Origin of the sequence: Thauera mechernichensis (assembly GCF_029588855.1) — a bacterium.
Classification (GTDB): domain Bacteria; phylum Pseudomonadota; class Gammaproteobacteria; order Burkholderiales; family Rhodocyclaceae; genus Thauera; species Thauera mechernichensis.
The window spans coordinates 253338-276557 of record NZ_JARQZE010000001.1 but is presented as its reverse complement, the minus strand read 5'-3'; the positions used below and the strand labels follow the sequence as shown (position 1 = coordinate 276557).

Genomic DNA, 23220 nt, shown 5'->3' with positions numbered 1-23220 from the left:
GGAGGTGATCATGGATACGCCTCTCGGCATCGCTGGCCGCATCGCGGCCGGCTTTCAGCGCAATGCCATCACGCCGCTGCTGGCCTTGGTGCTGCTGCTCGCCGGCATCTTTGCCACCCTGGTCACACCGAAGGAGGAAGAGCCGCAGATCGACGTCACCATGGCTAATGTGCTGGTGCCGTTTCCGGGGGCTTCTGCGCGCGACGTCGAAGCCCTTGTCGCGCGTCCTGCCGAGCAGGTGCTGTCGCGGATCGCCGGGGTCGAGCACGTGTATACCGTGTCGCGGCCGGGCCTGGCGGTGGTCACCGTGCAGTTCGAGGTCGGCGTGCCCAACCAGACCGCGCTCGTGCGCCTTTACGACACCGTGCACTCGCACGCCGACTGGCTGTCGCCGCAGCTTGGCGTCGGCACGCCGCTGATCAAGCCCAAGGGCATCGACGACGTGCCCATCGTCAGCTTCACGCTGTGGACCGCGGATGGCGAGCGCGCCGGCTTCGAGCTGCAACAGGTTTCGCGTGCGATCGAGACCGAGTTGAAGCGTATCCCCGGCACCCGCGACGTGCTCACTATTGGTGGCCCCGGTCATGTCATCCGGGTGAACATGGACACCGTGCGCATGAACGCGCACGGTGTCACTGCGCAGGACCTGCGCGCCGCCCTGCAGCTGGCCAACGCCTCGCAGCCCGCAGGCAGCCTGGTGGCCGGCAACCAGGAGGTGCTGGTTCAGACGGGCACCTATCTGGAGTCGGCCGAAGACGTACGCAGCCTGGTGGTTGGCGTGCACGACCAGCGCCCGGTCTTCCTGCGCGATGTCGCCGACGTCATCGATGGGCCCGATCAGCCCGCGCAGTACGTGTGGTTCGGCACCGGCGCGGCTGCGCAGCAGCGCGGCATCGAGCAGCAGGGCATGTTCCCCGCGGTCACCCTGGCGTTGTCGAAGAAGCCTGGCGCCAACGCCGCCGACGTCGCCCGCGCGGCCATGCAGCGACTGGACAATCTGCGCGGCAGCCTGATCCCCGATGGGGTCGAGGTCACCGTCACCCGCGACTACGGCAAGACGGCCAATGACAAGGCTGCCCAACTCATCGGCAAGCTCGCCTTCGCGACCGCCGCGGTGGTGGCGCTGGTCTTCTTCGCGCTCGGTCGGCGCGAGGCGCTCATCGTCGGCATCGCGGTCACGCTTACCCTGGCCGCCACCTTGTTCGCGTCCTGGGCCTGGGGCTTCACCCTCAACCGGGTGTCGCTGTTCGCGCTCATTTTTTCGATCGGCATTCTGGTCGATGACGCCATCGTGGTGGTCGAGAACATCCATCGCTGGCATACGCTCGAGCCCGACACGCCGCTGTGGAAGCTGATCCCCAAGGCGGTGGACGAGGTCGGCGGCCCCACCATCCTCGCCACTTTCACCGTGATCGCGGCGCTGCTGCCGATGGCCTTCGTCAGCGGCCTCATGGGGCCCTACATGAGCCCGATCCCGATCAATGCCTCGATGGGCATGTTCATCTCGCTGGTGGTGGCCTTCGTGGTCACGCCCTGGCTGGCGCAGAAGATGCTGAAGAACGTCGATGCGCACCAGCACGGGGGCGAGGATCGCATGACGAAGCGGCTCGATGGCCTGTTCCGTCGTCTCATGACGCCCTTGCTCGACGCCCGCCGTGGCGCGCGCAACCGCCTGCTGCTGTGGCTCGCAGTGCTGGCGCTGATCGGTGCCTCGGTGGCGCTGCCGGTGGTGCAGCTGGTGGTGATGAAGATGCTGCCCTTCGACAACAAGAGCGAGTTCCAGGTGGTGCTCGACATGCCGGTGGGTACGCCGGTGGAGGATACTGCGCGCGTGCTCAACGAGATCGGCGCGCATCTGGCTACCGTGCCCGAGGTCACCGACTGGCAGTCCTACGCCGGCACCGCCGCGCCGATCAACTTCAACGGCCTGGTGCGCCAGTACTACCTGCGCAGCGCCCCGGAGCAGGGTGACATCCAGGTCAACCTGGTCGACAAGTCTGCGCGCTCGCGCCAGAGCCACGAGATCGCGGTCGCGGTGCGCGACGCGGTCAGCACGATTGCGACCCGCAACGGCGGCAACGCCAAGGTGGTGGAGGTGCCGCCCGGGCCGCCGGTGCTGTCGCCGATCGTCGCCGAGATCTACGGTCCGGACTACGCCGGGCAGCTGGAGGTGGCGCGCCGGGTGCGCGCGGCCTTCGAGGCCACGCCCGACATCGTCGGCGTGGACGACACGGTGGACGAGGATGCGCCCAAGCTGGTGCTGCGCGTGGATCAGGCCAAGGCCGCGCGCATGGGCGTGGCCCAGGCCGACATCGTCGAGGTGGTGCGCCTCGGCCTCGCCGGCGAGAACGTCACTCCGGTACATGGCGGCGACAACAAGTACGAGATCCCGGTGCGCGTCCAGCTGCCGGCGGTGGAGCAGTCCGAGCTCGCCAGCCTGCTGGCGATGCAGGTGCGCGCGCGCCAGGGCGACAACGCCGGCCAGCTGGTCAAGGTGTCCGAGCTGGTGCAGGTTGCCGAAACCCGGCGCGAGCAGATCCTGTACCGCAAGGACCTGCTGCCGGTGGTGTATGTGACCGGTGACATGGGCGGCAAGCTCGATTCGCCGCTGTACGGCATGTTCGACATCCGTACACGTGTCAATGGCATGGCGCTCGAGGGTGCGCCGGGCCTGTACGGCACGCTCGGCGAGTGGTTCATCAGCCAGCCCGACGACCCCTATGCCGGATACCAGCTCAAGTGGGACGGCGAGTGGCAGATCACCTACGAGACCTTCCGCGACATGGGGGCGGCCCACGCGGTCGGCCTGGTGCTGATCTACCTGCTGGTGGTGGCGCAGTTCAGGAGCTATCTGGTGCCACTCATCATCATGGCGCCGATCCCGCTCACCATCATCGGCGTGATGCCCGGGCATGCGCTGTTCGGCGCCCAGTTCACCGCGACCTCGATGATCGGCATGATCGCGCTCGCTGGCATCATCGTGCGCAACTCCATCCTGCTGGTGGACTTCGTCAACCAGCAAGTTGCCGCGGGCATGGAACTCGGCGAGGCAGTGATCCGTGCCGCGGCGGTACGTGCCAAGCCGATCGGACTCACTGCGTTGGCGGCGATGATCGGCGCGGTGTTCATCCTCGACGACCCGATCTTCAATGGCCTCGCGATCAGCCTGATCTTCGGCATCCTGGTGTCCACCGTGCTCACCCTGGTGGTGATCCCGGTGCTGTACTACGCGGCCATGCGCAGTCGCATCGGCCGCTTGCAGGATCTGCCGAGTCAGGCCTGATCTGAAGGGCGCACGCTGCTGGACAGGATGACGGGGCTCACGTCCCTGTGCCCGGCGCCGTGCGCTTGTGCACGCCGGACCGCTGATGCTTCGAGCGGGGAAGACACCTGTGGCAGCGGCAAGCGCTAGAATCACGCGATGCTCATCAGCTCCGGGATGCATATGGCCACGAATGACGTACCGCCGCACCAGGATCGACGCCTCAATCGGCGCTTGCCGCTGGGGTGCCCCGCCTACATCGCGTTGCGTAACGGCGAACGGGTAGACGCGACCTGCATCGAGATCGGGGTGGGAGGCATGACGCTGCATGCGGCCTATGTGCCGGGGCGCAACGAGGTCATCGACGTTGCCGTGCTGGGGCCGCTTGGTTCGCCGACACCGGACCGCCCGCCGTTGATCACCAAGCTCGAGGTTACGCGCTGCAATGCGCTCGGTGATGGCCGCTACGAGATCGGCGGCCAGATCGTGCGCGTGGTCGACTGAGCGCGCGCCCCATCGGCGCGGCCTGTCTCAGCGTGCCGCCTCCCGGCGGACCAGCATCCACAGCGCAAAGGCGAAGGTGGCGGTGAAGGTTACCAGCGACCAGTTGGCGATCGACAGTCCGAGGAAGGTCCAGTCGATGGCGACGCAGTCGCCCGCGCCACGGAAGATCATTGGCAGGGCCTCGCCCAGAGGGAAGCTCTCCAGCATGAATTCCAATCCTGGGCCACACTCCGGGATCTCAGGCGGAAAGAGCTGCATCCAGCTCTGGCGCGCGGCGATGCCGCCGCCGCCAAGCGCGCCCACGGCGATCAGCGCCGCGTACACGCGGCTGCCGCTACGGCCCGGGCCGTGCAGGCCGCCGACCAGAGCAACGAGTGCCACGCCCAGGAAGGCATAACGCTGCATGATGCACATCGGGCAGGGTTCCAGCCCCCCTACGTGCTGCAGGTAGAGTCCGAAGCCAAGCAGGCCGATGGCGGTGGCGAACAGGGCGAGGTAGAGCACGCGCGCCGGCAGGTGCAGCAGGGTGTGGATCAGGGACATCGGGTATCGGTTTCCTGGGCGGGCGCCCATTGTAGGTCATGCGTCCTCGGAGCGTGGTGTCGCGGTTTCGGTTCCCGCCGCGGTCCCCGTGCCCAGTGCAGCCTGCAGCATGTCCAGAAAAGCGCGTGTCTTGGCCGGCATCAGCCGTCTTCCCGGGAACACCGCCCACGCCGTGTGGGTGGGCAGGCACCACGCCGCGAGCACCCGGCGCAGTTCCCCGCGGCGCACGTAGGGGGCTGCGAAGTAGTCCGGTACCGCGGTAATGCCTGCGCCGCCGCGGGCCAGCCGGATCAGTAGCTCGGGTGAGTTTGCAGTGATGCTGCCGGGTGGCGTGCCTTGCCAGCGTTCCTCGCCCCGCATCAGCGTCCAGCCTAATGGGGCGCCTCCGCGTCCGAGCAGCCGCAGCGCGCGGTGCTGGTTGAGTGCGTCAGGGCGCTCGGGTTCGCCATGCTCGGCGAGGTATGCGGGGGCAGCATAAAGTCCGGCAGGGAACACGGCCAGGCGGCGCGCGGCGAGCACGGTGTCGTCGGGTAGTTCGCCCATGCGGATGGCGATGTCGAAGTTCTCGCCGAGCAGGTCGACCCGCCGTGGCGACAGGTCCAGTTCCAGCGCCACCGCGGGGTGCAGGGCGCAGAAGGCGGCCAGGGCGTCGGTGAGCAGGAGGTTGGCGAAGTCGCTCGGCATCGACACGCGCAAGCGTCCGCTGGGGCGGGCCTGGCGGCTTTCTGCGAGGGCCTTTACAGCGTCAATCTCGCTTGCGACCTGGCGTGCATGCTCGAGCAGTGCCTCGCCGAACTCGGTGACAGTCAGGCGTCGGGTCGTGCGCAGCAGCAGCCGTTCCCCTAGCTGCTCCTCGAGCATGGAGATGCGGCGCGAGACCGTGGACTTGGGCAGGCCGAGGCGGTCGGCAGCGGCGGTGAAGCTGCCACCCTCTGCCACGCGGGCGAAGATCAGCAGGTCGGCGGGGTCGTATTGTTCCAATTTTGAGACAATGTTGCTCTAAATGGGGGGTTAATCAATTAAATAGGCACGATTAGACTCTCATCACCGTGTTGCAACAAGACCCTGACCCCAAGCGTCCCAAGGAGAGAGAACATGAACATTCTGCAGATCAACGGCAGTGCCCGCACTGAAGGCGCCAACTCCACCCGTGTCGCCAGCGACATCGTTGCCCGTCTGAAGTCGACCCACCCCGAGGCGCTGATCGTGCTGCGTGACCTGGCGCGCGATCCTGCCCCGGTGATCGATGAAGGGGCGCTCGGTGCGCTGTTCACCCCCGCCGACCAGCGTACGCCGGAACAGGCGGTCCGCGTGGCCGAGAGCGACGCCTTGATTGCCGAGGTGCAGGCTGCCGACGTGATCGTGATCGGCGTACCGATGTACAACTTTGGCATCTCGACTCAGCTCAAGAACTGGATCGACGCGATCGCTCGCGCCGGTGTCACCTTCCGCTATACCGAGCGTGGGCCCGAGGGCCTGCTCAAGGGCAAGAAGGTGATCGTCGCCTTCGCTCGCGGTGGCCGCTACCGCGGTACGCCGGCCGACACCCAGACGCCCTTCCTGCAGACGGTGTTTGCTTTCCTGGGGATGACCGATGTGCGCTTCGTGTATGCGGAAGGGCTGAACATGGGTGACGAGTCGGCCCGGCAGGGCTTTGCCGAGGCTGAGGCGGATATCGCCGTCGCCTTGGGGTGAGTTTCGGCAACTGCGGCGGACCCGTCCGCCGCAGCATTGCCAGCGGTAGGACAGACATGAGGAGAGCAGACATGAGTGCAACGACAGCAGGTGCCAGTCCTGTGGTTACGGTGGTGCAGCCGCGCACGGTCGAACGTCTGGTTACCGGCGTACCGACCTCCGATGGTGCAGGCGTGAAGCTGACGCGCGTGCTGACACAGTCCCTGCAGCGCCGTCTCGATCCTTTCCTGATGCTCGATGCCTTCGGCAGCGATCGGGCCGAGGATTACATCGCCGGCTTCCCCGATCATCCACACCGCGGCTTCGAGACGGTGACCTACATGATCGCCGGCCGTCTGCTGCATCGCGATAGCGCCGGGAACGAGGGCTTGCTGGAAAGCGGTGGCGTGCAGTGGATGACGGCTGGCCGGGGGGTGATCCACTCGGAGATTCCGCAACAGGAAGACGGACTGATGGCGGGCTTCCAGCTGTGGTTGAACCTGCCGGCGAGCGACAAGATGAGCGCACCTTGGTACCGGGATTTCGCTGCCCACGAGCTGCCACGCGTGCGCACCGCAGCCGGGGTCGAGGTCACCGTGATCGCGGGCGAGAGCCATGGCGTGGGCGGTGCAGTGACGCGCACCGCCACGGCGCCGCTCTATCTGGACATTCACCTGCCTGCGGGGGCGCAGTTCGAGCAGCCGCTGGCGGTGGAGCACAACGCCTTCATCTACGCCTATCAGGGTCAGTTGACGGTTGCGGGGCAGGTGGTGCCCGAGCACACCATGGCCATCCTTGCCAATGAGGCTGCCAGCGATGGTGTGCGGCTGGAGGCCAGGGCCGATGCACGTGTGCTGCTCGTTGCCGGCCGCCCCCTGGGCGAGCCGATTGCCCAGTATGGCCCGTTCGTGATGAACACCGAGCAGGAGATCTATCAGGCGGTCGCCGATTACCGTGCGGGCCGGTTTGCGGCCTGATCGACAGGCGTGTTCAGTGCGGCAGCAGGGCGGCGAGTTCGCGCTCGAGCAGTGTGGCGTCGCCCTGGTTGAGTTCGATCAGGCGGCGCAGGTGGGTGATGCTGTCGAGGTCGATTGCAGTGCATGCGAGCCCTATCCGGCCCGCGCTGCAGTGCGCCACATGGCCGTCCATGCGCACCACGGCCTCGCCGTCATCGAGCACGAGCTCGAGGCTGCAGCTGGCGCCAGAAGTGATCGCCGCTCCGTCCTGCAACTGCAGCAGTGCGCCCTTGAGTGAAAGGTCGAGGATCTCGCAGGCCTCGGTGTGTCCGGCGACGCTGAAGCGGGCTCCGTGATGAAAGCCGATGCGGGCGAAGTGTCTGTGCTCGGGCGTGTCCATGTCGCGATCAGTCCTTGGGTTGGCTTGTGTGTTGCGCCCGCGCGGTGTTCAGTGCGCGAGCGCTCTCAGCGCCGCGACCTGCGCGGTGATCGGGGCGGGTATGGGGGCGTCGCCCGCGAGCATGGCGCGGATGAGTGCTGCGTTGTCGGTGACGCCTGGCAGGTCTGGCAGCCCGGGCAGCGGTGGGGCGCCGCCTTCTTCGCCCGCGACGGCCAGCCGCGTCTCACCGTCGACGTAGGCTTTCATTTCCGGGCAGCGGCGAGGATTGGCGTAGATCTCGCCCTCGGTGCCACGTAGCAGCATCGAGCGCCCACCGTCCAGGCGCAGGAAGGCATCCATGCGCTCGAGGTACTCGGGGTGGGTGACCGCCACCACGCGCACGCTGCGTCCGCGGCAGGGGTCGATCAGCTTGGCCATGGTGTGGCCGCTGGCGCGCACGCCCATGCGGGTACGCAGGGCAAGCAGGGGGTCGAGACCCGGCAGCAGGCGCTGGAGGCTGATGCACGCCAGGCGGCGGTCCGCGAGCTGCGCTGCGGCTTCGGCGGTGTCGGCCGCCGGGCGCAGGTCGAGCTCGTCAAGCAACTCGAACGGGCTGACCCGGGTGTCGAAGTCGTGACGACCCTGGATCAGCACCGGAACGCCCTCACGTGCCAGCAGCATCGCCACCAGCGGCATCAGATTGGCCTGGCGGCGTGCGCCGTTGTAGGTCGGCAGGACGACGCAGCGGGGGCCCGCCGGTACCTGGACCTGGGCGCTGCGCGCGTCCATCGCCTGCTTGAAGCCGAGCAGTTCGGGCAGGGCCTCGCTCTTGATGCGGAAGGCGATCAGGATGGCGCCGAGCTCGAGTTCGGGAATGCGACCGTCGAGCATGTCGCCGAACAGCGCGGCCGCCGTGTCCGTGTCGAGGTCGCGTGCGCCCTTGGCGCCCCGCCCGATTTCCTTGATGATTGCGCCGTAGTTCATGGCCCGGATTATGGCGGGCTTCCTGCCGCCCTGCCAGCGGCAACGGCGGTGTGCGCGTGCAGGCCTCGCTCGGCTTCCGGTGCATGCCGTGCCGAACCTATCCCCCACGGAGATCTATCGAATGGAAGTTGGATTCATCGGACTCGGCCTGATGGGCCGGCCCATGGCGCTCAACCTGATCAAGGCAGGTCATCGCGTGCATGTCTGGAGCCGCCGTCGCGCGTCGATGGAGCCGCTGCTGGCGGCTGGCGCGGGTGATTGCGAGAGCGCGGCCGATGTCGCCAGACGGGCGGCAGTGACGATCAGCATGGTGGCCGATGCGCCCGACGTGGAGCAGGTGACGCTCGGCCCGGCAGGCGTGGCCGAGGCGGCAGGGGCGGGTCACATTCATATCGACATGAGTACCATCGCACCGGCCGCAGCGCAGTCGATCGCAGCGCGTCTGGCGGCGCGCGGCGTGACGGCGCTCGATGCGCCGGTGTCGGGAGGAGAGGTCGGCGCCATTGCTGGCTCGCTCACCATCATGGCCGGCGGTGATGCCGATGCCTTTGCGCGCGTGCTGCCCCTGCTCGAGGCCATGGGGCGCTCGATCACCCGCATCGGTGACGCCGGTGCCGGCCAGGTCGCCAAGGCCTGCAATCAGATCCTTACCGGCGTCGGTGTGGCGGCAGTGGCCGAAGCGCTCAATTTCGCCGCGCGCAGTGGGGTCGACGCTGGGCGCGTGCGCGAGGCTTTGCTGGGCGGCTTCGCGTATTCGCGCATCCTGGAGAACCACGGTCAGCGCATGCTGGAGCGCAACTTCAAACCTGGCTTCAAGGCCTGGATGCACCAGAAGGACATGCGCATCGTCATGGAGGAGGCGCACCGGCTCGGGCTCGCCCTGCCATCGGCTGCGGCGACGACGCAGCTGTTCAATGCCATGGTCGGCAGCGGCCTGGGCGAGGACGATTCGGTTGCCGTGCTCAAGCTGCTCGAGCGCATGAGCGGCGCTGCGGCCGAGTGAAACAGGAGGGCATGGGCATGAGGATCGGTTTCATCGGCCTGGGCGCAATGGGCGAGTCGATGGCACGCCATTTGCGCGCTGCCGGGCACCCCCTTGCGGTGTGGGCGCGGCGGCCGGAGTCCGCGGCTGGCCTGGTCGCCGAGGGGGTGCCCTTGTGTGCCACCCCGGCCGAACTGGCGGCACGCAGCGAGGTGGTGGTGACCATCGTCACCGCGAGCGCGGACGTGGAGGCGCTCGCCTTCGGCGGGGACGGACTCGCCGAGGGTTTTGCCAAAGGCGCCATCCATCTCGACATGAGCACCATCGCCCCTGATACGGCGCGTCGCCTGGCCGAGCGCTACGCGCGCCAGGGCGTCGACTGGGTGGATGCGCCCGTCTCCGGTGGGCCCCAGGGCGCGCGCGATGCAACGCTGGCGATCATGGCCGGCGCCCATCCCGAGGTGCTGGAGCGCGTACGTCCGCTGCTCGAGGTGCTTGGCAAGCGCATCGTGCACATCGGTCCGCCGGGCGCCGGCCAGGTGGCCAAGGCCTGCAACCAGATGATCATGGTGTCAGTCGTCCAGGCCTGCGCCGAGGCCATGCGCCTGGCTGCAGCCCACGGCGTCGATCTGGCGGCGGTGCGCACGGCGCTGTTGGGGGGCTCGGCGTCCTCACGCATGCTGGAGATCATGGGCGACAAGATGGTGCGCCGGGACTTTTCGGCCGGGATCGAGGCACGGCTCCACCATAAGGACTTCGGCATCCTGATGAACGAGGCAGCGACGGCAGCTGTGCCGCTGCCGATCGCGGCTCAGGTCTGGCAGCAACTCAACGCGCTGATGGCGCAGGGGATGGGGCGCGACGACATCTCCAGCCTGCTGCGGGTGCTGGAGGCCACGCAGGCTCAGGGCCGATTGCGGACTTGAGTTCCGAGTCGCGGCCGAGGCCTTGTGCAGGCGTGGTTGCGCTGCAACATCTGCTTGCGCAACAGCCTGTCTGCATGACCGCGATAGCCAGGGCGTCACGGGGGTGCGTGCTAAAATGCCTGATCAAAAAGGACAATAGACATGATCAGGCAACGTACCCTCAAATCCATCGTCAAGGCCACGGGTGTCGGCCTGCACGGCGGACGCAAGGTGAACCTGACCCTGCGCCCGGCGGCGCCCGACACGGGCATCGTGTTTCATCGCGTGGATCTCGAGCCGCCGCTCACGCTGCCGGCCGACCCGTATGCGGTGTGCGACACCCGCATGTGCTCGGGCCTGGAGCAGGGTGGCCACAAGGTCGGTACGGTCGAGCACCTGATGTCGGCGCTCGCCGGCCTGGGTGTCGACAACCTGCATGTCGACGTCGATGCGCCCGAGATCCCGATCCTCGACGGCAGTTCGGCGCCCTTCGTCTTTCTGTTGCAGTCGGCGGGCATCGAGGAGCAGAAGGCGCCCAAGAAGTTCATGCGCGTCAAGAAGGCGGTCGAATATGTCGAAGGCGACAAATGGGTCAGGCTCGAGCCGTATGACGGCTTCAGCCTGTCGTTCTCGATCGTGTTCAACCACCCGGCCATCGACAGCACCTCCACTCGCGTGAAGGTCGACTTCGCCGAGCAGTCCTACGTGCGCGACGTCGCGCGCGCGCGCACCTTCGGCTTCATGCAGGATGTCGAGTTCATGCGCGCCAATGGCCTGGCGCTGGGCGGCAGTCTGGAAAACGCGATCGTCATGGATGAGTATCGCGTGCTCAACGCCGAGGGGCTGCGCTACGCGGACGAATTCGTCAAGCACAAGGTGCTCGACGCGATCGGTGATCTCTACCTGTGCGGCCATCCGCTGCTGGCCGCCTACTCGGCGCACAAGGCCGGCCATGCGCTCAACAACCAGATCCTGCGCGTGCTGCTCGAAGATCAGGAGGCCTGGGAGATCGTCACCTTCGAGAAGGATGCGAGCACACCGGCCGCCGTCTCCCACCAGTTTGCGCCGTTGGCGCAGGCTTTCGCCTGAGCGTCCGCAGATGAAGGTCGCGACCCCATGCTGATCATGCGCCTGCTGCTGCTGCTCGCCGTGCTGGCGATCGGCGGCTCGGTGATTCTGTGGCAGCTTACCGGCAATCCGCGCTACAAGGCCTGGGCGTGGAAATCCTTTCGCGCTGCGGTCGTGGTGATATTCGTCTTCTTCGCCCTGTTCGCGATCGAGCGCGTGCTCGCGCCGATGGTCTGATCCTGTCGTCGCGGCGCTGCGGCCCGCGGCGCTCGTCTACTGGCGGCTGCGGCGCACCAGGCGCTCGAGCGATTCGCGCAGCGGCGAATCGGGCGGCAGGCTTTGCGCGAACTTGCTCAGATTGTCCTTCGCGTCGTTCGACAGGTGGCGCTCGGCAGGTGGCGGGCGCCATTGCACCTGCTCCGGCGTACCCACCTTGACCTTGATGGCCTGCACCGCATGTCCTGCTCGGACCAGGTGCTCGACGAGGCTGGGCAGCATCTGCCGCAGGCGCACGGCCGCCGCGCCGCCGCGCGCGCTGACCGTGAGCGTGCCGTCCTTCAGGTTCGCCACCTGGCATTGGCCGACAAGCTGAGGCGGCAGGCCGCGTTCGAGCGCCCCCTGCAGGCGGCGCAGGCGGGCGGCATGGTCCTGCAGGCGGGCGAGGGCGTCGCCCTGGCCGAGGAAGCGGTGCAGCAGTTGGGACATCGTGCGCGGGCTCGACAAGCGTCATCAGGTGATCGAGTCCGACATGATAAACTGCCGCCTTTGCCGAATTGACGTCGACCCCCAAACATGATCTCCGGCCTGCTCAAGAAAATCTTCGGTAGTCGCAACGACCGCCTCGTCCGCCAGTACTTTCAGACCGTGCGCAGGATCAACGCACTCGAGCCAGAGATCTCCGCGCTGTCCGATGAGGCCTTGCGGGGCAAGACCGCGGAGTTCAAGCAGCGCGTGGCCAACGGCGAAACGCTCGATGCCCTGCTGCCCGAGGCCTTCGCGGTGGTGCGCGAGGCCGGCAAGCGCGTGCATGGCATGCGCCACTTCGACGTCCAGCTCGTCGGCGGCATGGTGCTGCACAACGGCAAGATCGCCGAGATGCGCACCGGCGAGGGCAAGACCCTGGTCGCGACCCTGCCGGCCTACCTCAATGCGCTGTCGGGCAAGGGCGTGCACGTCATCACGGTGAATGACTACCTGGCCAGCCGCGACGCCGAGTGGATGGGGCGGATCTACGGTTTCCTCGGGCTCACCACCGGCTGCAACATGTCACGCATGTCGCACGACCAGAAGCAGGCCGCCTACGCTGCCGACATCACCTACGGCACCAACAACGAGTTCGGCTTCGACTACCTGCGCGACAACATGGTGTATTCGCTCGGCGAGCGCGTGCAGCGCGGTCTGAACTTCGCCATCGTCGATGAGGTGGACTCCATCCTGATCGACGAAGCGCGCACCCCGCTGATCATCTCCGGCCAGGCCGAGGATCACACCGAGCTCTACCTCAAGATGAACCAGGTCGCGCCGCTGCTGAAGAAGCAGGAGGGTGGCCTCAACGACAAGGACGAGGTCATCGAGGCCGGCGACTACACGGTCGACCTCAAGGCCCACCAGGTGCTGCTCACCGAGCAAGGCCACGAGACCGCCGAGCAGATCCTCGTGCGCATGGGCCTGCTCGCCGAGGGTGGTGGGCTTTACGACCCCGCCAACATCCTGCTGGTGCACCATCTCTATGCTGCGCTGCGCGCACATGCGCTGTACCACAAGGACCAGCAGTACGTGGTGCAGAACGGCGAGGTGGTCATCGTCGACGAGTTCACCGGCCGCCTGATGCCGGGCCGGCGCTGGTCGGACGGCCTGCACCAGGCGGTCGAGGCCAAGGAGGGCGTGCGCATCCAGGCCGAGAACCAGACGCTGGCCTCGATCACCTTCCAGAACTACTTCCGCATGTACGGCAAGCTCGCCGGCATGACCGGTACGGCCGACACCGAAGCCTTCGAGTTCCACTCCATCTACAGCCTCGAGACCGTGGTCATTCCGACCAACCGGCCGATGCAGCGCAAGGACGAGAACGACAAGGTCTATCGCACCGCGAAGGAGAAGTGGGATGCGGTGATCGAGGACATCCGCGGCTGCGTCGAGCGTGGCCAGCCGGTGTTGGTCGGTACCACCTCGATCGAGACCAACGAGTTCCTCTCCGGTCTGCTCAAGAAGGCGAAGATCGATCACCAGCTGCTCAACGCCAAGCAGCACGATAGCGAGGCGCAGATCGTCTCCCAGGCCGGTCGTCCCGGCGTGGTCACGATCGCCACCAACATGGCGGGCCGCGGCACCGACATCGTGCTCGGCGGCAACATCGAGAAGCCGGTGGCCGCGCTGCGCGAGGACTCGAGTGTCCCGCCCGATGAGCTCGAGGCCCGCGTCAGTGCCCTGCGTGCCGAGTGGGCCAAGGTGCATGAGCAGGTGCTCGCCGCCGGCGGCCTGCACATCATCGGCACCGAGCGCCACGAGTCGCGCCGCATCGACAACCAGCTGCGTGGCCGCTCCGGCCGCCAGGGCGATCCTGGCTCGAGCCGCTTCTACCTGTCGCTTGAAGATCCGCTGATGAAGATCTTCGCCGGCGAGCGCCTCAACGCCATCATGGTGCGCCTGAAGATGCCCGAGGGTGAGGCGATCGAGCACGCGATGGTCACGCGCTCGCTCGAGTCCGCGCAGCGCAAGGTCGAGCAGCGCAACTTCGATATCCGCAAGCAGCTGCTCGAATACGACGACGTTTCCAACGACCAGCGCAAGGTGGTCTATCAGCAGCGCAACGAACTGCTCGAGAGCGAGGACATCTCCGACACCATCCGCGCCATGCGACAAGGCGTGCTGCACGACATCTTCCGTCGCTATGTGCCGGCCGAGAGCGTCGAGGAGCAGTGGGAGATCCCGGCGCTGGAGCAGGCCCTGCTCGCCGAGTGCCAGCTCAAGCTGCCGGTGGGCGAGTGGGTGAAGGCCGAGCCCAGCCTGGACGACGAGGCCATCCTCGAACGTATCGTGCAGGCGGGCGAGGAGGCCTATGCGGCCAAGACCGCGGTCGTCGATCCGGCGGCGTGGCACCAGTTCGAGCGCAACGTCATGCTGCAGAGCCTGGATACCCACTGGCGCGAGCATCTGGCGGCGCTTGACCACCTGCGCCAGGGTATCCACCTGCGCGGCTATGCGCAGAAAAACCCCAAGCAGGAGTACAAGCGCGAGTCCTTCGAGCTGTTCGAGGGGCTGCTCGACACCGTACGTGCCGACGTCACCAAGATCCTGATGACGGTGCAGATCCGCACCGAATCTCAGCTCGAACAGGCCGAGCCGCCGCAACAGGTCGAGAACGTGAAGTACCAGCACGCCGATTACGACGAGGCGCTTGGCAACACCGAGGCGGGGCAGGGCGGCGCGCAGCCGCAGGTCAATGCCGCGCCCAAGGTCGGGCGCAACGACCCCTGCCCCTGCGGCTCGGGCAAGAAGTACAAGCACTGCCACGGCAAACTCAACTGATCTGCACCGGAGACACGCATGGCCGTCAATCTCGCCACCCCGAACCGTGCCGAACTCCTGCCCGTCCAGGGCGTGCGCCTGGGCGTCGCCGAGGCCGGCATTCGCAAGGCCAACCGTCGTGACCTGACGGTGATCGAGCTCGCCCCTGGCAGCCGTGCCGCGGGCGTGTTCACCCGCAACCGCTTCTGCGCTGCGCCGGTCCAGGTCTGCAAGGCGCATCTGCCTGGCGGAGCCGTCCGTGCCTTGGTGATCAACACCGGGGTGGCCAATGCCGGTACCGGCGAATCCGGCGTCGCCAATGCCCAGGCCACCTGCGCTGCGCTGGCTGCGGAGATGGGTATCGACGCCAGTCAGGTGCTGCCTTTCTCCACGGGCGTGATTCTCGAGCCGCTGCCGATGGACCGCCTGGTCGCCGGTCTGCCCAAGGCGCTCGCCGACCTGCGCGCGGACGGCTGGTTCGATGCCGCGCACGCCATCATGACGACGGACACGCTCGCCAAGGCGGTGTCGCGGCAGGTGCAGCTCGGTGGCAAGACCGTGACCCTCACAGGCATCAGCAAGGGCGCGGGCATGATCCGGCCCAACATGGCGACCATGCTTGGCTTCCTGGCCTGCGACGCGGCTGTTTCTCAGCCGCTGCTCGACGCTCTGGTCAGGGAGGCCGCCGACCTGTCCTTCAACAGCATCACCGTCGATGGCGACACGTCCACCAACGACTCCTTCGTGCTCGTCGCTACCGGTGCCGCCGGTAACGATGAGGTCGTCGATGCTGCGAGTGCCGAGTTCGCGGCCCTGCGTGCCGCGATCATCGACGTGTCGATCGCGCTCGCCCAGGCCATCGTGCGTGACGGCGAGGGTGCGACCAAATTCATGAGCATTGCAGTCGAGGGCGGTGCGGATCGCGACGAGTGCCGCAAGGTCGCCTATGCGGTCGCGCATTCACCCCTGGTCAAGACCGCTTTCTTCGCCTCCGACCCCAACCTCGGCCGTATCCTGGCAGCTATCGGCTACGCCGGCATTGACGATCTCGATGTGTCGAAGTTGCGCGTGTGGCTGGGCAACCCCGACGAGGCCGTGCTGGTCGCCGAACACGGTGGGCGCGCAGCCAGCTACGTCGAGGAGGCCGGCTCGCGGATCATGAAGCACGCCGAACTGACGATCCGCATCGATCTCGCGCGTGGCAGCGCAGCGGCCACGGTGTGGACCTGCGATTTTTCCTATGACTATGTCAAGATAAACGCGGACTACCGGAGCTGAATCCCTGCTGCGTGCCCCGACCCGCGTGTGTGCGCCGTGACCTGTGTCACTCGCAGTGGCGCAAGGCGTAGCGGTCGGGCAGGACATCGGGGCACAATCGGGTCCTTGGCGTTCGGCGATGTGGCCTGGACGCTGAAGCAATATGTGCTGTGAGGACCTGCATGCGGGCGTATAGGTTACCGGGTGAAGTAGGTGTGAACGCCGTACGCGTACTGGCTGCGCTCGCCGTGGCGCTGCCCCTCGCCGTTCAGGCCAGCAGTGACCCTTTCTTCGACGATATTCCGCTTGTCCTGACGGCTACGCGGCTTGCGCAGTCGCCGCTCGATGCGCCAGCCGCGGTCACGGTGATCGATCGCGAGATGATCGAGGCTTCGGGCTTCACGCGTATTCATGACCTGTTGCGCCTGGTGCCGGGCTTTCTGGTCGCCGATGTGGCGAGTGGCTCGCCTACGGTGGCCAGCCATGGTCTGGGCGACGCCTACGATCGCCGCGTCAAGGTGATGATCGATGGCCGCACGATCAACAGCCCCTTGTGGGGTGACACCAAGTGGGACGGATTGCCCCTGCGGGTCGATGACATCGAGCGCCTGGAGGTGGTGCGTGGCCCCAACGGCGCTGCCTATGGCGTCAACGCCTTCCAGGGCGTGATCAATATCATCAGCCGTTCGCCGGCAACCGAGGTGGGCAAGGCGGTCATCCTGCGTGCCGGCAAGGACGGATTCCACGACTACGGCGTTCGCATCAACGGCAACGGTGCCGGCGTGCTGGACTGGCGGTTGTCGGCTTCGCGCCGCTCGGCGGTGAACTTCGAGCCGCATCTGGAGAGCCGCCCTGGGTTCCAGCGCTGGCACGATGCCGAGAAGATCACCCGGACGGTTGCCAACTTCAGTGCGACCCTGCATGCCACGGGTCGCGATCAACTGGCCTTGCAGTTCGGCGTGAGCGAGGGGCCCAGTTGGCGCGGCAGTCCCGATTACGTCGACTTCCCCTCGCATGTCGAGCGCGACCGTTCGCTGTATCTGCAGGCAGGCTGGGTACGGCAGCTCGACGCCGAGCGCTCGTTGAGTCTGCAGTACTACCATCAGAGCGAGCGCGAGCAGGGTCGGTGGACGGTTGGGCCGTTCGTGTACGACGGTGTTTCCTATCGCTTCGATGCCGACCGTGACAGCGAGGTTCGCCGCGATGATGTCGAACTCCAGTACAGCACGCGGCTGTCGTCTTCGCTCAGCGGCATGCTCGGGCTCGGCGTGCGTGCCGAGCGCGCGCGTTCCTTCAGCCTGCTGGGCAGGCGAGATTGGCTCGACGCCACGCACGGGCAGCTCTTCGGAAACCTGGAGTGGCAGCCGCTCGCAGCCCTGCGGATCAATCTGGGAGGGACGCTCGAGCATCACGACTACAGTGGTCGCCTGTTCTCGCCCCGTTTCGCGGCCAACTATGCACTCGACGATTTCTCTGCGCTCAGGCTTTCCGCGGGGAGGGCCTACCGTGCCCCCAGCCTGATGGAGTCGCGCGCCTTCCAGACCTACCGTGAAGGCGATGTGATCCGCCGCATCCTGTATCGCGCGCAGGGCTCGTTGCAGAGCGAGCGCATGCGCTTCATCGATCTGGGCTACGTCGCGCAGTATGCGCCTCTGGGGATCACGCTCGATACGCGGGTGTTCCGCGAGTATCACGAGCGTTTCATCGATGACCGCAGCTGCAGGACCTTCATCGATGGTTTCGATTTCGACGAATTGCCGGCCGAGTATCGCGAGTTCTGGCGTGCCGAGACCTGTGCAGGAGCTGAAGGACCGGATTTCCAGCCCATTGTCCCCGGACAGAAGGCCTTCTACTTTTTCAATGGCAACGATTTCCGCATGACCGGCGCCGAGTTCACGGTGGACTGGCGTCGTGCGGGCTGGGGGCGGATCGTGCTCTCCCAGGCCTTCGTCCGCATCGACAAGGGCGAGCCTTATACCGATCGGGACATCCCGGATAGTGCGCCGCATGCGACGACCTCGGTGCTGCTCATCAAGGATCTGCCCGACCGCTGGCGGGCCAGCATCGGGTACTACCGCAACGGTGAGTACTACTGGATGAACGGTGGCGATTACATTCCGCGTGGCGACCGTTTCGACCTCAAGCTCGCACGCCGTTTCGGTGCCCCCGGTAGCGAGAGCGAGTTCTCCGTGACTGCCCTCAGCGCGACCGGGAAGTACCCCGATTTCCACAACGGCAAGTACCGCCATCAGCCGTTCCTGTTTGCCACCCTGAGGCTTGGTTGGTGAACACCGAGGACGATCGGGCGCCGCCGCTGCCGGGCCGTCGCCGGCAACACGCGAGGACGGCCGATGCTGTCCGCTGCGCCTTCGTCCGCATGTTCGCCTGCGTGCTGCTGATGCTGTCCCCGATGGCGCATGCGCTCGATCTGGTGCTGCTGGCGCCGGGGGACAAGGGGCCTGCGCAGCAGTTCGTCGAGACGCTGCGCAAGGCGACCAAGCCGGGCGTGCATCGCGTGCGTGAGGTCACCGCGCTCGATGAGGTGGCGCGAGACGGCGTGCTCGAGCGCACGGATGTCGTGATCGCAGCGGGCCGGCAGGCGGTGGAGGCGGCCTTGCGACAGTCCGACCGACCGGTGTTTGCCGTCCTCGTCGGTCAGCGCGACGTCGAACGCTTCAGGCGCGAGTTTCCGCAGCGCAGCCTGGGCGCGATCGTGCTCGACCAGCCGGTGGCGCGACACCTCGCCCTGGTGCGCGCGATCCTGCCTCAGGCGTCGCAGCTTGGCGTCCTGCTTGGGCCCGACAGCCGTTTCGTGGAGCCGATGATCAATCAGGCCGCGACCGCTCAACAACTCGCCCTCGATATCGTGGGTATCGCCGATTCGACCGAGCTTGTCGGCGCGCTGCAGGTCCTGCTGGAGCGTAACGCCGCACTGCTGCCCTTGCCGGACAGCCTGGTGTCCAGCCCGGCGGCGGCACGTGCCATCCTGCTTACCAGTTATCGCCACCGCCGTCCGGTGTTCGCTTTCTCGTCGGCCTACGTCAGCGCGGGCGCGCTTGCGGCGGTGTTCAGCTCACCGGAGCATATCGCCTACGACCTCGCCGACCTGCTCAATGCCGGCCTGCACTCTGCCGAGGGGCTGGGCGGGATTCACCACCCTGAGCGCTTCGAGGTGGAGGTGAATCGGACGGTGGCCAAGGCGCTTGGCATCACCGTGCCCGACGAACAGATCCTGCGTGAGCGCATTGCCGGGGGAGGGGCGCGGCGATGAGCTGGATGCGCAAGATTTCGCTCGGCGTCAGGATGGCCCTGATCCTGTTCGTGCCCAGCCTGGCCTTCGTCGTGGTACTTGGCAGCCTGTTTGTCCACCAGAGCCATCGCGAGCTCGACGAGGCCAGCCTGGCACGGGGGCGGGCGATCGTGAGTTTTCTCGGGCCTGCCGCCGAGTACGTCCTCGTGTCGGGCAATCCGGTGGCCCTCGACAGCCTGATGGCACGCGCGCTTGCACAGGCGGAGGTCGCTGCGGTTGCCTTCTACGACGCTGACGGCGAGTTGCTTGGAGTGGCCGGTCAGGGGCTGGTCGGCTTGCCGTCGGCGGCGCGCATGGTCGAGGCCGACGAGGTGGTGGTCGAAGCTCGTGGCGGGCGGCTGCAGTTCGCCACCGCGGTACTGAGCCTGGCGCCGCAGGTGGATGACTATTCGACGCCGCAGCAGGTGTTGCGGACGGAGCGGCTTGGCTGGGTGCAGGTTGATCTGGATGTCACGGCACGTGAAGGGGCCAAGCGGCGCCTGCTGTTGGTTGTCGTCGCGGCCGTTCTGGTGGTGCTCGTGGGGGCGTTGGCTATGGCGTGGCGTCTGGCACGCTCGGTCGGCCTGCCGGTGGCGGCCCTCGTCAAGGCTGTTCGCCGGATGGCGTCGGGTGATCTCGATGTGCGCGTGTCGGCGCAGTCGACGAGCGAGGAGCTGAGGGCGCTCGAGGCCGGCTTCAACGCCATGGCGGATTCGATTGCGCACAGCCAGCAGACGCTGCAGGCACGCATCGAGGAAGCGACGGCCCAGTTGGCACACCAGGCACGCCATGACCCGCTCACCGGACTGCCCAACCGGCGCGCTTTCGAGGAATCGATCGAGCAGGCGGTGTCGATTCACAGGCGCGCAGGCGATGTAGTGACGCTGCTGTATATCGATCTCGATCGCTTCAAGCCGGTCAATGATACTTGCGGCCATGCGGCCGGAGACCGCCTGCTGAGGGAGCTGGCTGGCTTGTTGCGTGCGCGCCTGCGTGCGCAGGATCATGTGTTCCGCATCGGTGGCGACGAGTTCGCGGTGATTTTGCGCGGTTGCGGTCGTGAGGATGCCCACCATATCGCAACTGCGTTGTGCGATGCGGTCGCCGCCTACGAGTTCGTGTGTGCGGGGCGGAGCTTCAAGGTGGGGGCGAGCATCGGCATGGCGCGTATGGAAGGCATGATCAATGACGTATCCGCGGTGATGCAGGCAGCCGACCAGGCGTGCTACGAGGCAAAGCATGCCGGCCGTAGCCGTGTCATCGAGTACCAGCGCTCTTCGGACTGAGCGCGTTCTGCATGTGCGTGCTTGCCGGAGCAGTGCGGGGGAGTACATTGGGGGAGACGACATGAAGCATATTGGTCGATCCAAGATCGGGACCCTGGGCATGGCCATGTGCGGCCACGCCGTGTGCGGCCGACGTTTCTCCCAAAGCGCTCGCGTGGTCCGGCGCGCGTGGAGCCTGCTGCTGGCGGCAGGAATGGCGACACCCTTGGTCGGCACTGCGGATGACGGCGTGTTCTTCAGCGCACTTCCGATCGTGGCCTCGGTCAGCCGCTTGCCGCAGCGCCTGGAGGACGCCCCTGGCGCGGTAACGGTGATCGATCGCGCGATGATCCGTGCCTCGGGTGCACGTTCTCTGCATGAGGTGTTTCGCCTGGTGCCCGGCTTCCAGACCTTCACGCCCAGCGACAAGCCGGCGCGGGTCAATTACCACGGCATTACCGACGACACGGACTACTCGCCCCGCGTGCAGGTGCTGGTGGATGGCCGTTCTTTGCATTCGCCGCTCTTTCGCGGCGGTATGAACTGGGAGCTGGTTCCAGTGGCGCTCGAGGACATCGAGCGCATCGAGGTGGTGCGGGGCTCCAATACCGTCTCTTACGGCACCAATGCCTTCCTGGGGGTCATCAACATCGTTACGGTCGAGCCTGCTTTTGCCCAGGGGCTCTCGGTCAGCACACAGCGGGGTAGCGGCGGCGTGCGTGATTACAGCGTGCGGGGCGGCGGCGGTCTGGGTGAAGGCGGCGCCTTCAGGCTGAGCGTTCAGGAGCGTGCCGACGATGGACTGGACCATCGCGACGTGCTGCCAGCCGATCGTGACTGGCGCGACAGCAACCGCAGCAGGCTGTTCGATTTCCGGGCTGATCTGCAGCTCGATGCACGCAGCTTGCTCGAGTTGCAGATCGGTCGCGTCGAGGCGCGCCAGCTTGTCGGGCGGCTCAGCATCGCTGCAGACGGCACTGCGATCGGCCCCCGAGCCTCCGACCCGCTGCGGCGTGCGGATCAGTCATCGACCTGGGTGCAGGCGCGCTGGCTGCACGCGCTGTCAGAGTCCGCCGATCTATCCTTACGCTACACCCATCATGTCGATCGGCTCGACGCTGGCTTCGATGTTGCGGGCCGGCCGGAGTTGGGGCGTATCAACCCCAACGGTGGCCGCGGCGTCAGCCATGAATTCGAGGCGCTCCATACCTTCCTCCCCGTGGATTCGTTACGCATGGCCTGGGGGGGGAGTTGGCGCCGTGACACGCTCGAGTCGGCGACCATGCTGCATGGAGTTGGTCGTGTCAGCCGCGATGTCGGGCGTCTGTTCGCCAACCTGGAGTGGAAACCGTTGGGTTGGTTCACCGGCAACCTTGGCCTGTCGCACGAGTACGACTCGCTGGCCGGTGCGCATGTGGCGCCACGCGCGAGTGCAAGCTTCCATATCGACGAGCAGAACACCGTTCGCGTTGGTTATGCCAGGGCCTGGCGCACGCCGGGGACGCTGGACCATAAGGCCAGCCAGCTTGCCAGCAACGGGAGTATCGAATGGGCGGGTACCCCGGGCTTGCCAGCCGAGGGGCTGGACAGCTGGGAACTGGGCTACCTCGGCGATTGGCGCGCTGTGCGCATGAGCCTGGACCTGCGTGTCTTCCACGAGCGCGTGTCGGATCGTATCCACCGCATCCGTACGGTGGCGGGGGGGCCGCTGACGGCGCAGGCCGTGCATGAGCTGAAGATCAGGGGCCAGGAGCTGCAGTGGAAGTGGCAGCCCGTAGATGCGACACGGATTGTTGTGGGGCATGCCCACATCGACATCGATGCCGACTTCAGCACGCTCGGCAGAACACTGCATGCAGCTGCCGGCAGCCACTTGTTCGGATCTGGCGCCGAGCGCTATTTCGCCCTCTCCGAGCGCTCCGCGCCGCGACGGGCTACCTCGCTGCTGTGGATGCAGCGCCTTCCGATGGGGGTGAGCCTGGCGGTGGCGCGCTACTGGGTGCACGACATCAAGTGGACCCGCAATACCGACACCGACAGCTATCAGCGTACCGACCTGCGCCTGTCCTACCCGTTTTCAGGTTTCGCCCGCGGCGGCGAGATCGCCTATACGGTGCAGTCCCTCAACGGTGCGCATGCCGAGGAACGCATGCAGCGCATCGTCGACCGGCGCCACTGGGTATCCCTGCGCCTGGACTTCTGAGCCGCGCCCGGCGCGGTCTCAGTGCAGGGCGCGTGGCATGGCCAGCATGAATGGCGGAATTTCAGCCTCGAAGCGGTGCTCGTCCTCGGCAAGCATCTGATAGCGCCCGTGCATGGTGCCGACCGGGGTTTCCAGTACGCAGCCGCTGGTGTACTCGAAATGCTCCCCAGGTGCGAGCAAGGGTTGTTCGCCGATCACGCCCTGGCCATGAACCTCCTGCACCTTGCCGTTGCCATCGGTGATGACCCAGTGGCGGGCAAGCAGCTGTGCCGGCACGGTGCCAAGGTTGCGGATGGTGACGTGGTAGGCGAAGACGAAGTGGTCGTCCTCGGGGCGGGACTGTGCGGTGACGTACTCGGCAACGGCAGTCACCTCGATCTTGTAGCGCTCCGGCGTGCTCACGGTGGTTTGTTCTCTTCTGGGAAGGGGGAGGCGTTAAAAT

General features: G+C 66.6%; 20 protein-coding genes. 14 read left to right on the top strand and 6 right to left on the bottom strand.

What is annotated here, in order from left to right:
- Positions 1-10 precede the first annotated feature (10 nt).
- Together P7F68_RS01385 and P7F68_RS01380 are read left to right on the top strand one after the other, a co-directional pair.
- Positions 11-3283 (top strand): efflux RND transporter permease subunit, encoded by a 3273-nt coding sequence (locus P7F68_RS01385; RefSeq protein WP_277830056.1) that lies wholly within the window; start codon positions 11-13, stop codon positions 3281-3283.
- Positions 3284-3445: 162 nt separating this feature from the next.
- The gene (locus P7F68_RS01380) at positions 3446-3766 is read left to right on the top strand and encodes a PilZ domain-containing protein (RefSeq protein ID WP_232431652.1); all 321 of its coding nucleotides are present in this window, start codon (positions 3446-3448) and stop codon (positions 3764-3766) included.
- A gap of 27 nt (positions 3767-3793) precedes the next feature.
- On the opposite strand, the gene P7F68_RS01375 is transcribed toward P7F68_RS01380, so the two are convergent.
- On the bottom strand, positions 3794-4309 hold the full coding sequence (locus P7F68_RS01375; RefSeq protein WP_002942778.1) for a disulfide bond formation protein B: 516 nt from the start codon (positions 4307-4309) through the stop codon (positions 3794-3796).
- 36 nt (positions 4310-4345) lie between these two features.
- The gene (locus P7F68_RS01370) at positions 4346-5290 is read right to left on the bottom strand and encodes a LysR family transcriptional regulator (protein ID WP_002942780.1); all 945 of its coding nucleotides are present in this window, start codon (positions 5288-5290) and stop codon (positions 4346-4348) included.
- 114 nt (positions 5291-5404) lie between these two features.
- On the opposite strand from P7F68_RS01370, the gene P7F68_RS01365 reads away from it, so the two are divergent.
- Positions 5405-6004 carry an FMN-dependent NADH-azoreductase gene (locus P7F68_RS01365; RefSeq protein WP_002942788.1) on the top strand — a complete coding sequence of 200 codons (600 nt, stop codon included), beginning with the start codon at positions 5405-5407 and terminating at the stop codon, positions 6002-6004.
- A gap of 71 nt (positions 6005-6075) precedes the next feature.
- Positions 6076-6960 carry a pirin family protein gene (locus P7F68_RS01360; protein WP_277830043.1) on the top strand — a complete coding sequence of 295 codons (885 nt, stop codon included), beginning with the start codon at positions 6076-6078 and terminating at the stop codon, positions 6958-6960.
- Positions 6961-6973: 13 nt separating this feature from the next.
- Here P7F68_RS01360 and P7F68_RS01355 read toward each other — a convergent pair whose 3' ends face one another.
- Both P7F68_RS01355 and ybiB read right to left on the bottom strand, forming a co-directional pair.
- A complete protein-coding gene (locus P7F68_RS01355; protein WP_002932243.1) occupies positions 6974-7339 on the bottom strand; it encodes a PilZ domain-containing protein in 366 nt (121 codons plus the stop codon).
- A 48-nt stretch (positions 7340-7387) separates the two neighbouring features.
- On the bottom strand, positions 7388-8302 hold the full coding sequence (gene ybiB / locus P7F68_RS01350) for a DNA-binding protein YbiB (RefSeq protein ID WP_277830040.1): 915 nt from the start codon (positions 8300-8302) through the stop codon (positions 7388-7390).
- Positions 8303-8423: 121 nt separating this feature from the next.
- On the opposite strand from ybiB, the gene P7F68_RS01345 reads away from it, so the two are divergent.
- The 4 genes from P7F68_RS01345 (at position 8424) to P7F68_RS01330 (ending at position 11494) form a co-directional block, all read left to right on the top strand.
- A complete protein-coding gene (locus tag P7F68_RS01345; RefSeq protein ID WP_277830037.1) occupies positions 8424-9305 on the top strand; it encodes an NAD(P)-dependent oxidoreductase in 882 nt (293 codons plus the stop codon).
- A gap of 17 nt (positions 9306-9322) precedes the next feature.
- Positions 9323-10210: an NAD(P)-dependent oxidoreductase gene (locus P7F68_RS01340; RefSeq protein WP_002942792.1), complete on the top strand. Its 888-nt coding sequence runs from the start codon at positions 9323-9325 to the stop codon at positions 10208-10210.
- A gap of 141 nt (positions 10211-10351) precedes the next feature.
- The gene (lpxC, locus tag P7F68_RS01335; protein WP_002932254.1) at positions 10352-11278 is read left to right on the top strand and encodes a UDP-3-O-acyl-N-acetylglucosamine deacetylase; all 927 of its coding nucleotides are present in this window, start codon (positions 10352-10354) and stop codon (positions 11276-11278) included.
- 27 nt (positions 11279-11305) lie between these two features.
- Positions 11306-11494 (top strand): hypothetical protein, encoded by a 189-nt coding sequence (locus P7F68_RS01330; RefSeq protein WP_002942795.1) that lies wholly within the window; start codon positions 11306-11308, stop codon positions 11492-11494.
- Between the two features lie 36 nt (positions 11495-11530).
- On the opposite strand, the gene P7F68_RS01325 is transcribed toward P7F68_RS01330, so the two are convergent.
- Entirely contained in the window at positions 11531-11962 is a 432-nt protein-coding gene (locus tag P7F68_RS01325; RefSeq protein ID WP_002932256.1) for a DciA family protein, read from the bottom strand.
- 87 nt (positions 11963-12049) lie between these two features.
- On the opposite strand from P7F68_RS01325, the gene secA reads away from it, so the two are divergent.
- The 6 genes from secA (at position 12050) to P7F68_RS01295 (ending at position 22778) form a co-directional block, all read left to right on the top strand.
- Entirely contained in the window at positions 12050-14785 is a 2736-nt protein-coding gene (gene secA / locus P7F68_RS01320) for a preprotein translocase subunit SecA (RefSeq protein WP_002942796.1), read from the top strand.
- Positions 14786-14803: 18 nt separating this feature from the next.
- On the top strand, positions 14804-16042 hold the full coding sequence (gene argJ, locus P7F68_RS01315; RefSeq protein ID WP_277830024.1) for a bifunctional glutamate N-acetyltransferase/amino-acid acetyltransferase ArgJ: 1239 nt from the start codon (positions 14804-14806) through the stop codon (positions 16040-16042).
- A gap of 194 nt (positions 16043-16236) precedes the next feature.
- Positions 16237-18309, top strand: coding sequence for a TonB-dependent receptor plug domain-containing protein (locus P7F68_RS01310; protein WP_002942798.1), 2073 nt, complete (start codon positions 16237-16239; stop codon positions 18307-18309).
- Positions 18306-19292 (top strand): ABC transporter substrate-binding protein, encoded by a 987-nt coding sequence (locus P7F68_RS01305; protein ID WP_002942800.1) that lies wholly within the window; start codon positions 18306-18308, stop codon positions 19290-19292. The genes P7F68_RS01310 and P7F68_RS01305 overlap by 4 nt, the downstream gene beginning before the upstream one ends.
- 5 nt (positions 19293-19297) lie before the next feature.
- Complete coding sequence (locus tag P7F68_RS01300) at positions 19298-20596, top strand: diguanylate cyclase (protein ID WP_277830020.1); 1299 nt, start codon at positions 19298-19300, stop codon at positions 20594-20596.
- A gap of 193 nt (positions 20597-20789) precedes the next feature.
- Positions 20790-22778, top strand: coding sequence for a TonB-dependent receptor plug domain-containing protein (locus P7F68_RS01295; protein ID WP_277830018.1), 1989 nt, complete (start codon positions 20790-20792; stop codon positions 22776-22778).
- An 18-nt stretch (positions 22779-22796) separates the two neighbouring features.
- Here P7F68_RS01295 and apaG read toward each other — a convergent pair whose 3' ends face one another.
- Entirely contained in the window at positions 22797-23180 is a 384-nt protein-coding gene (gene apaG, locus P7F68_RS01290; protein ID WP_002932262.1) for a Co2+/Mg2+ efflux protein ApaG, read from the bottom strand.
- Between the last annotated feature and the right edge of the window lie 40 nt (positions 23181-23220).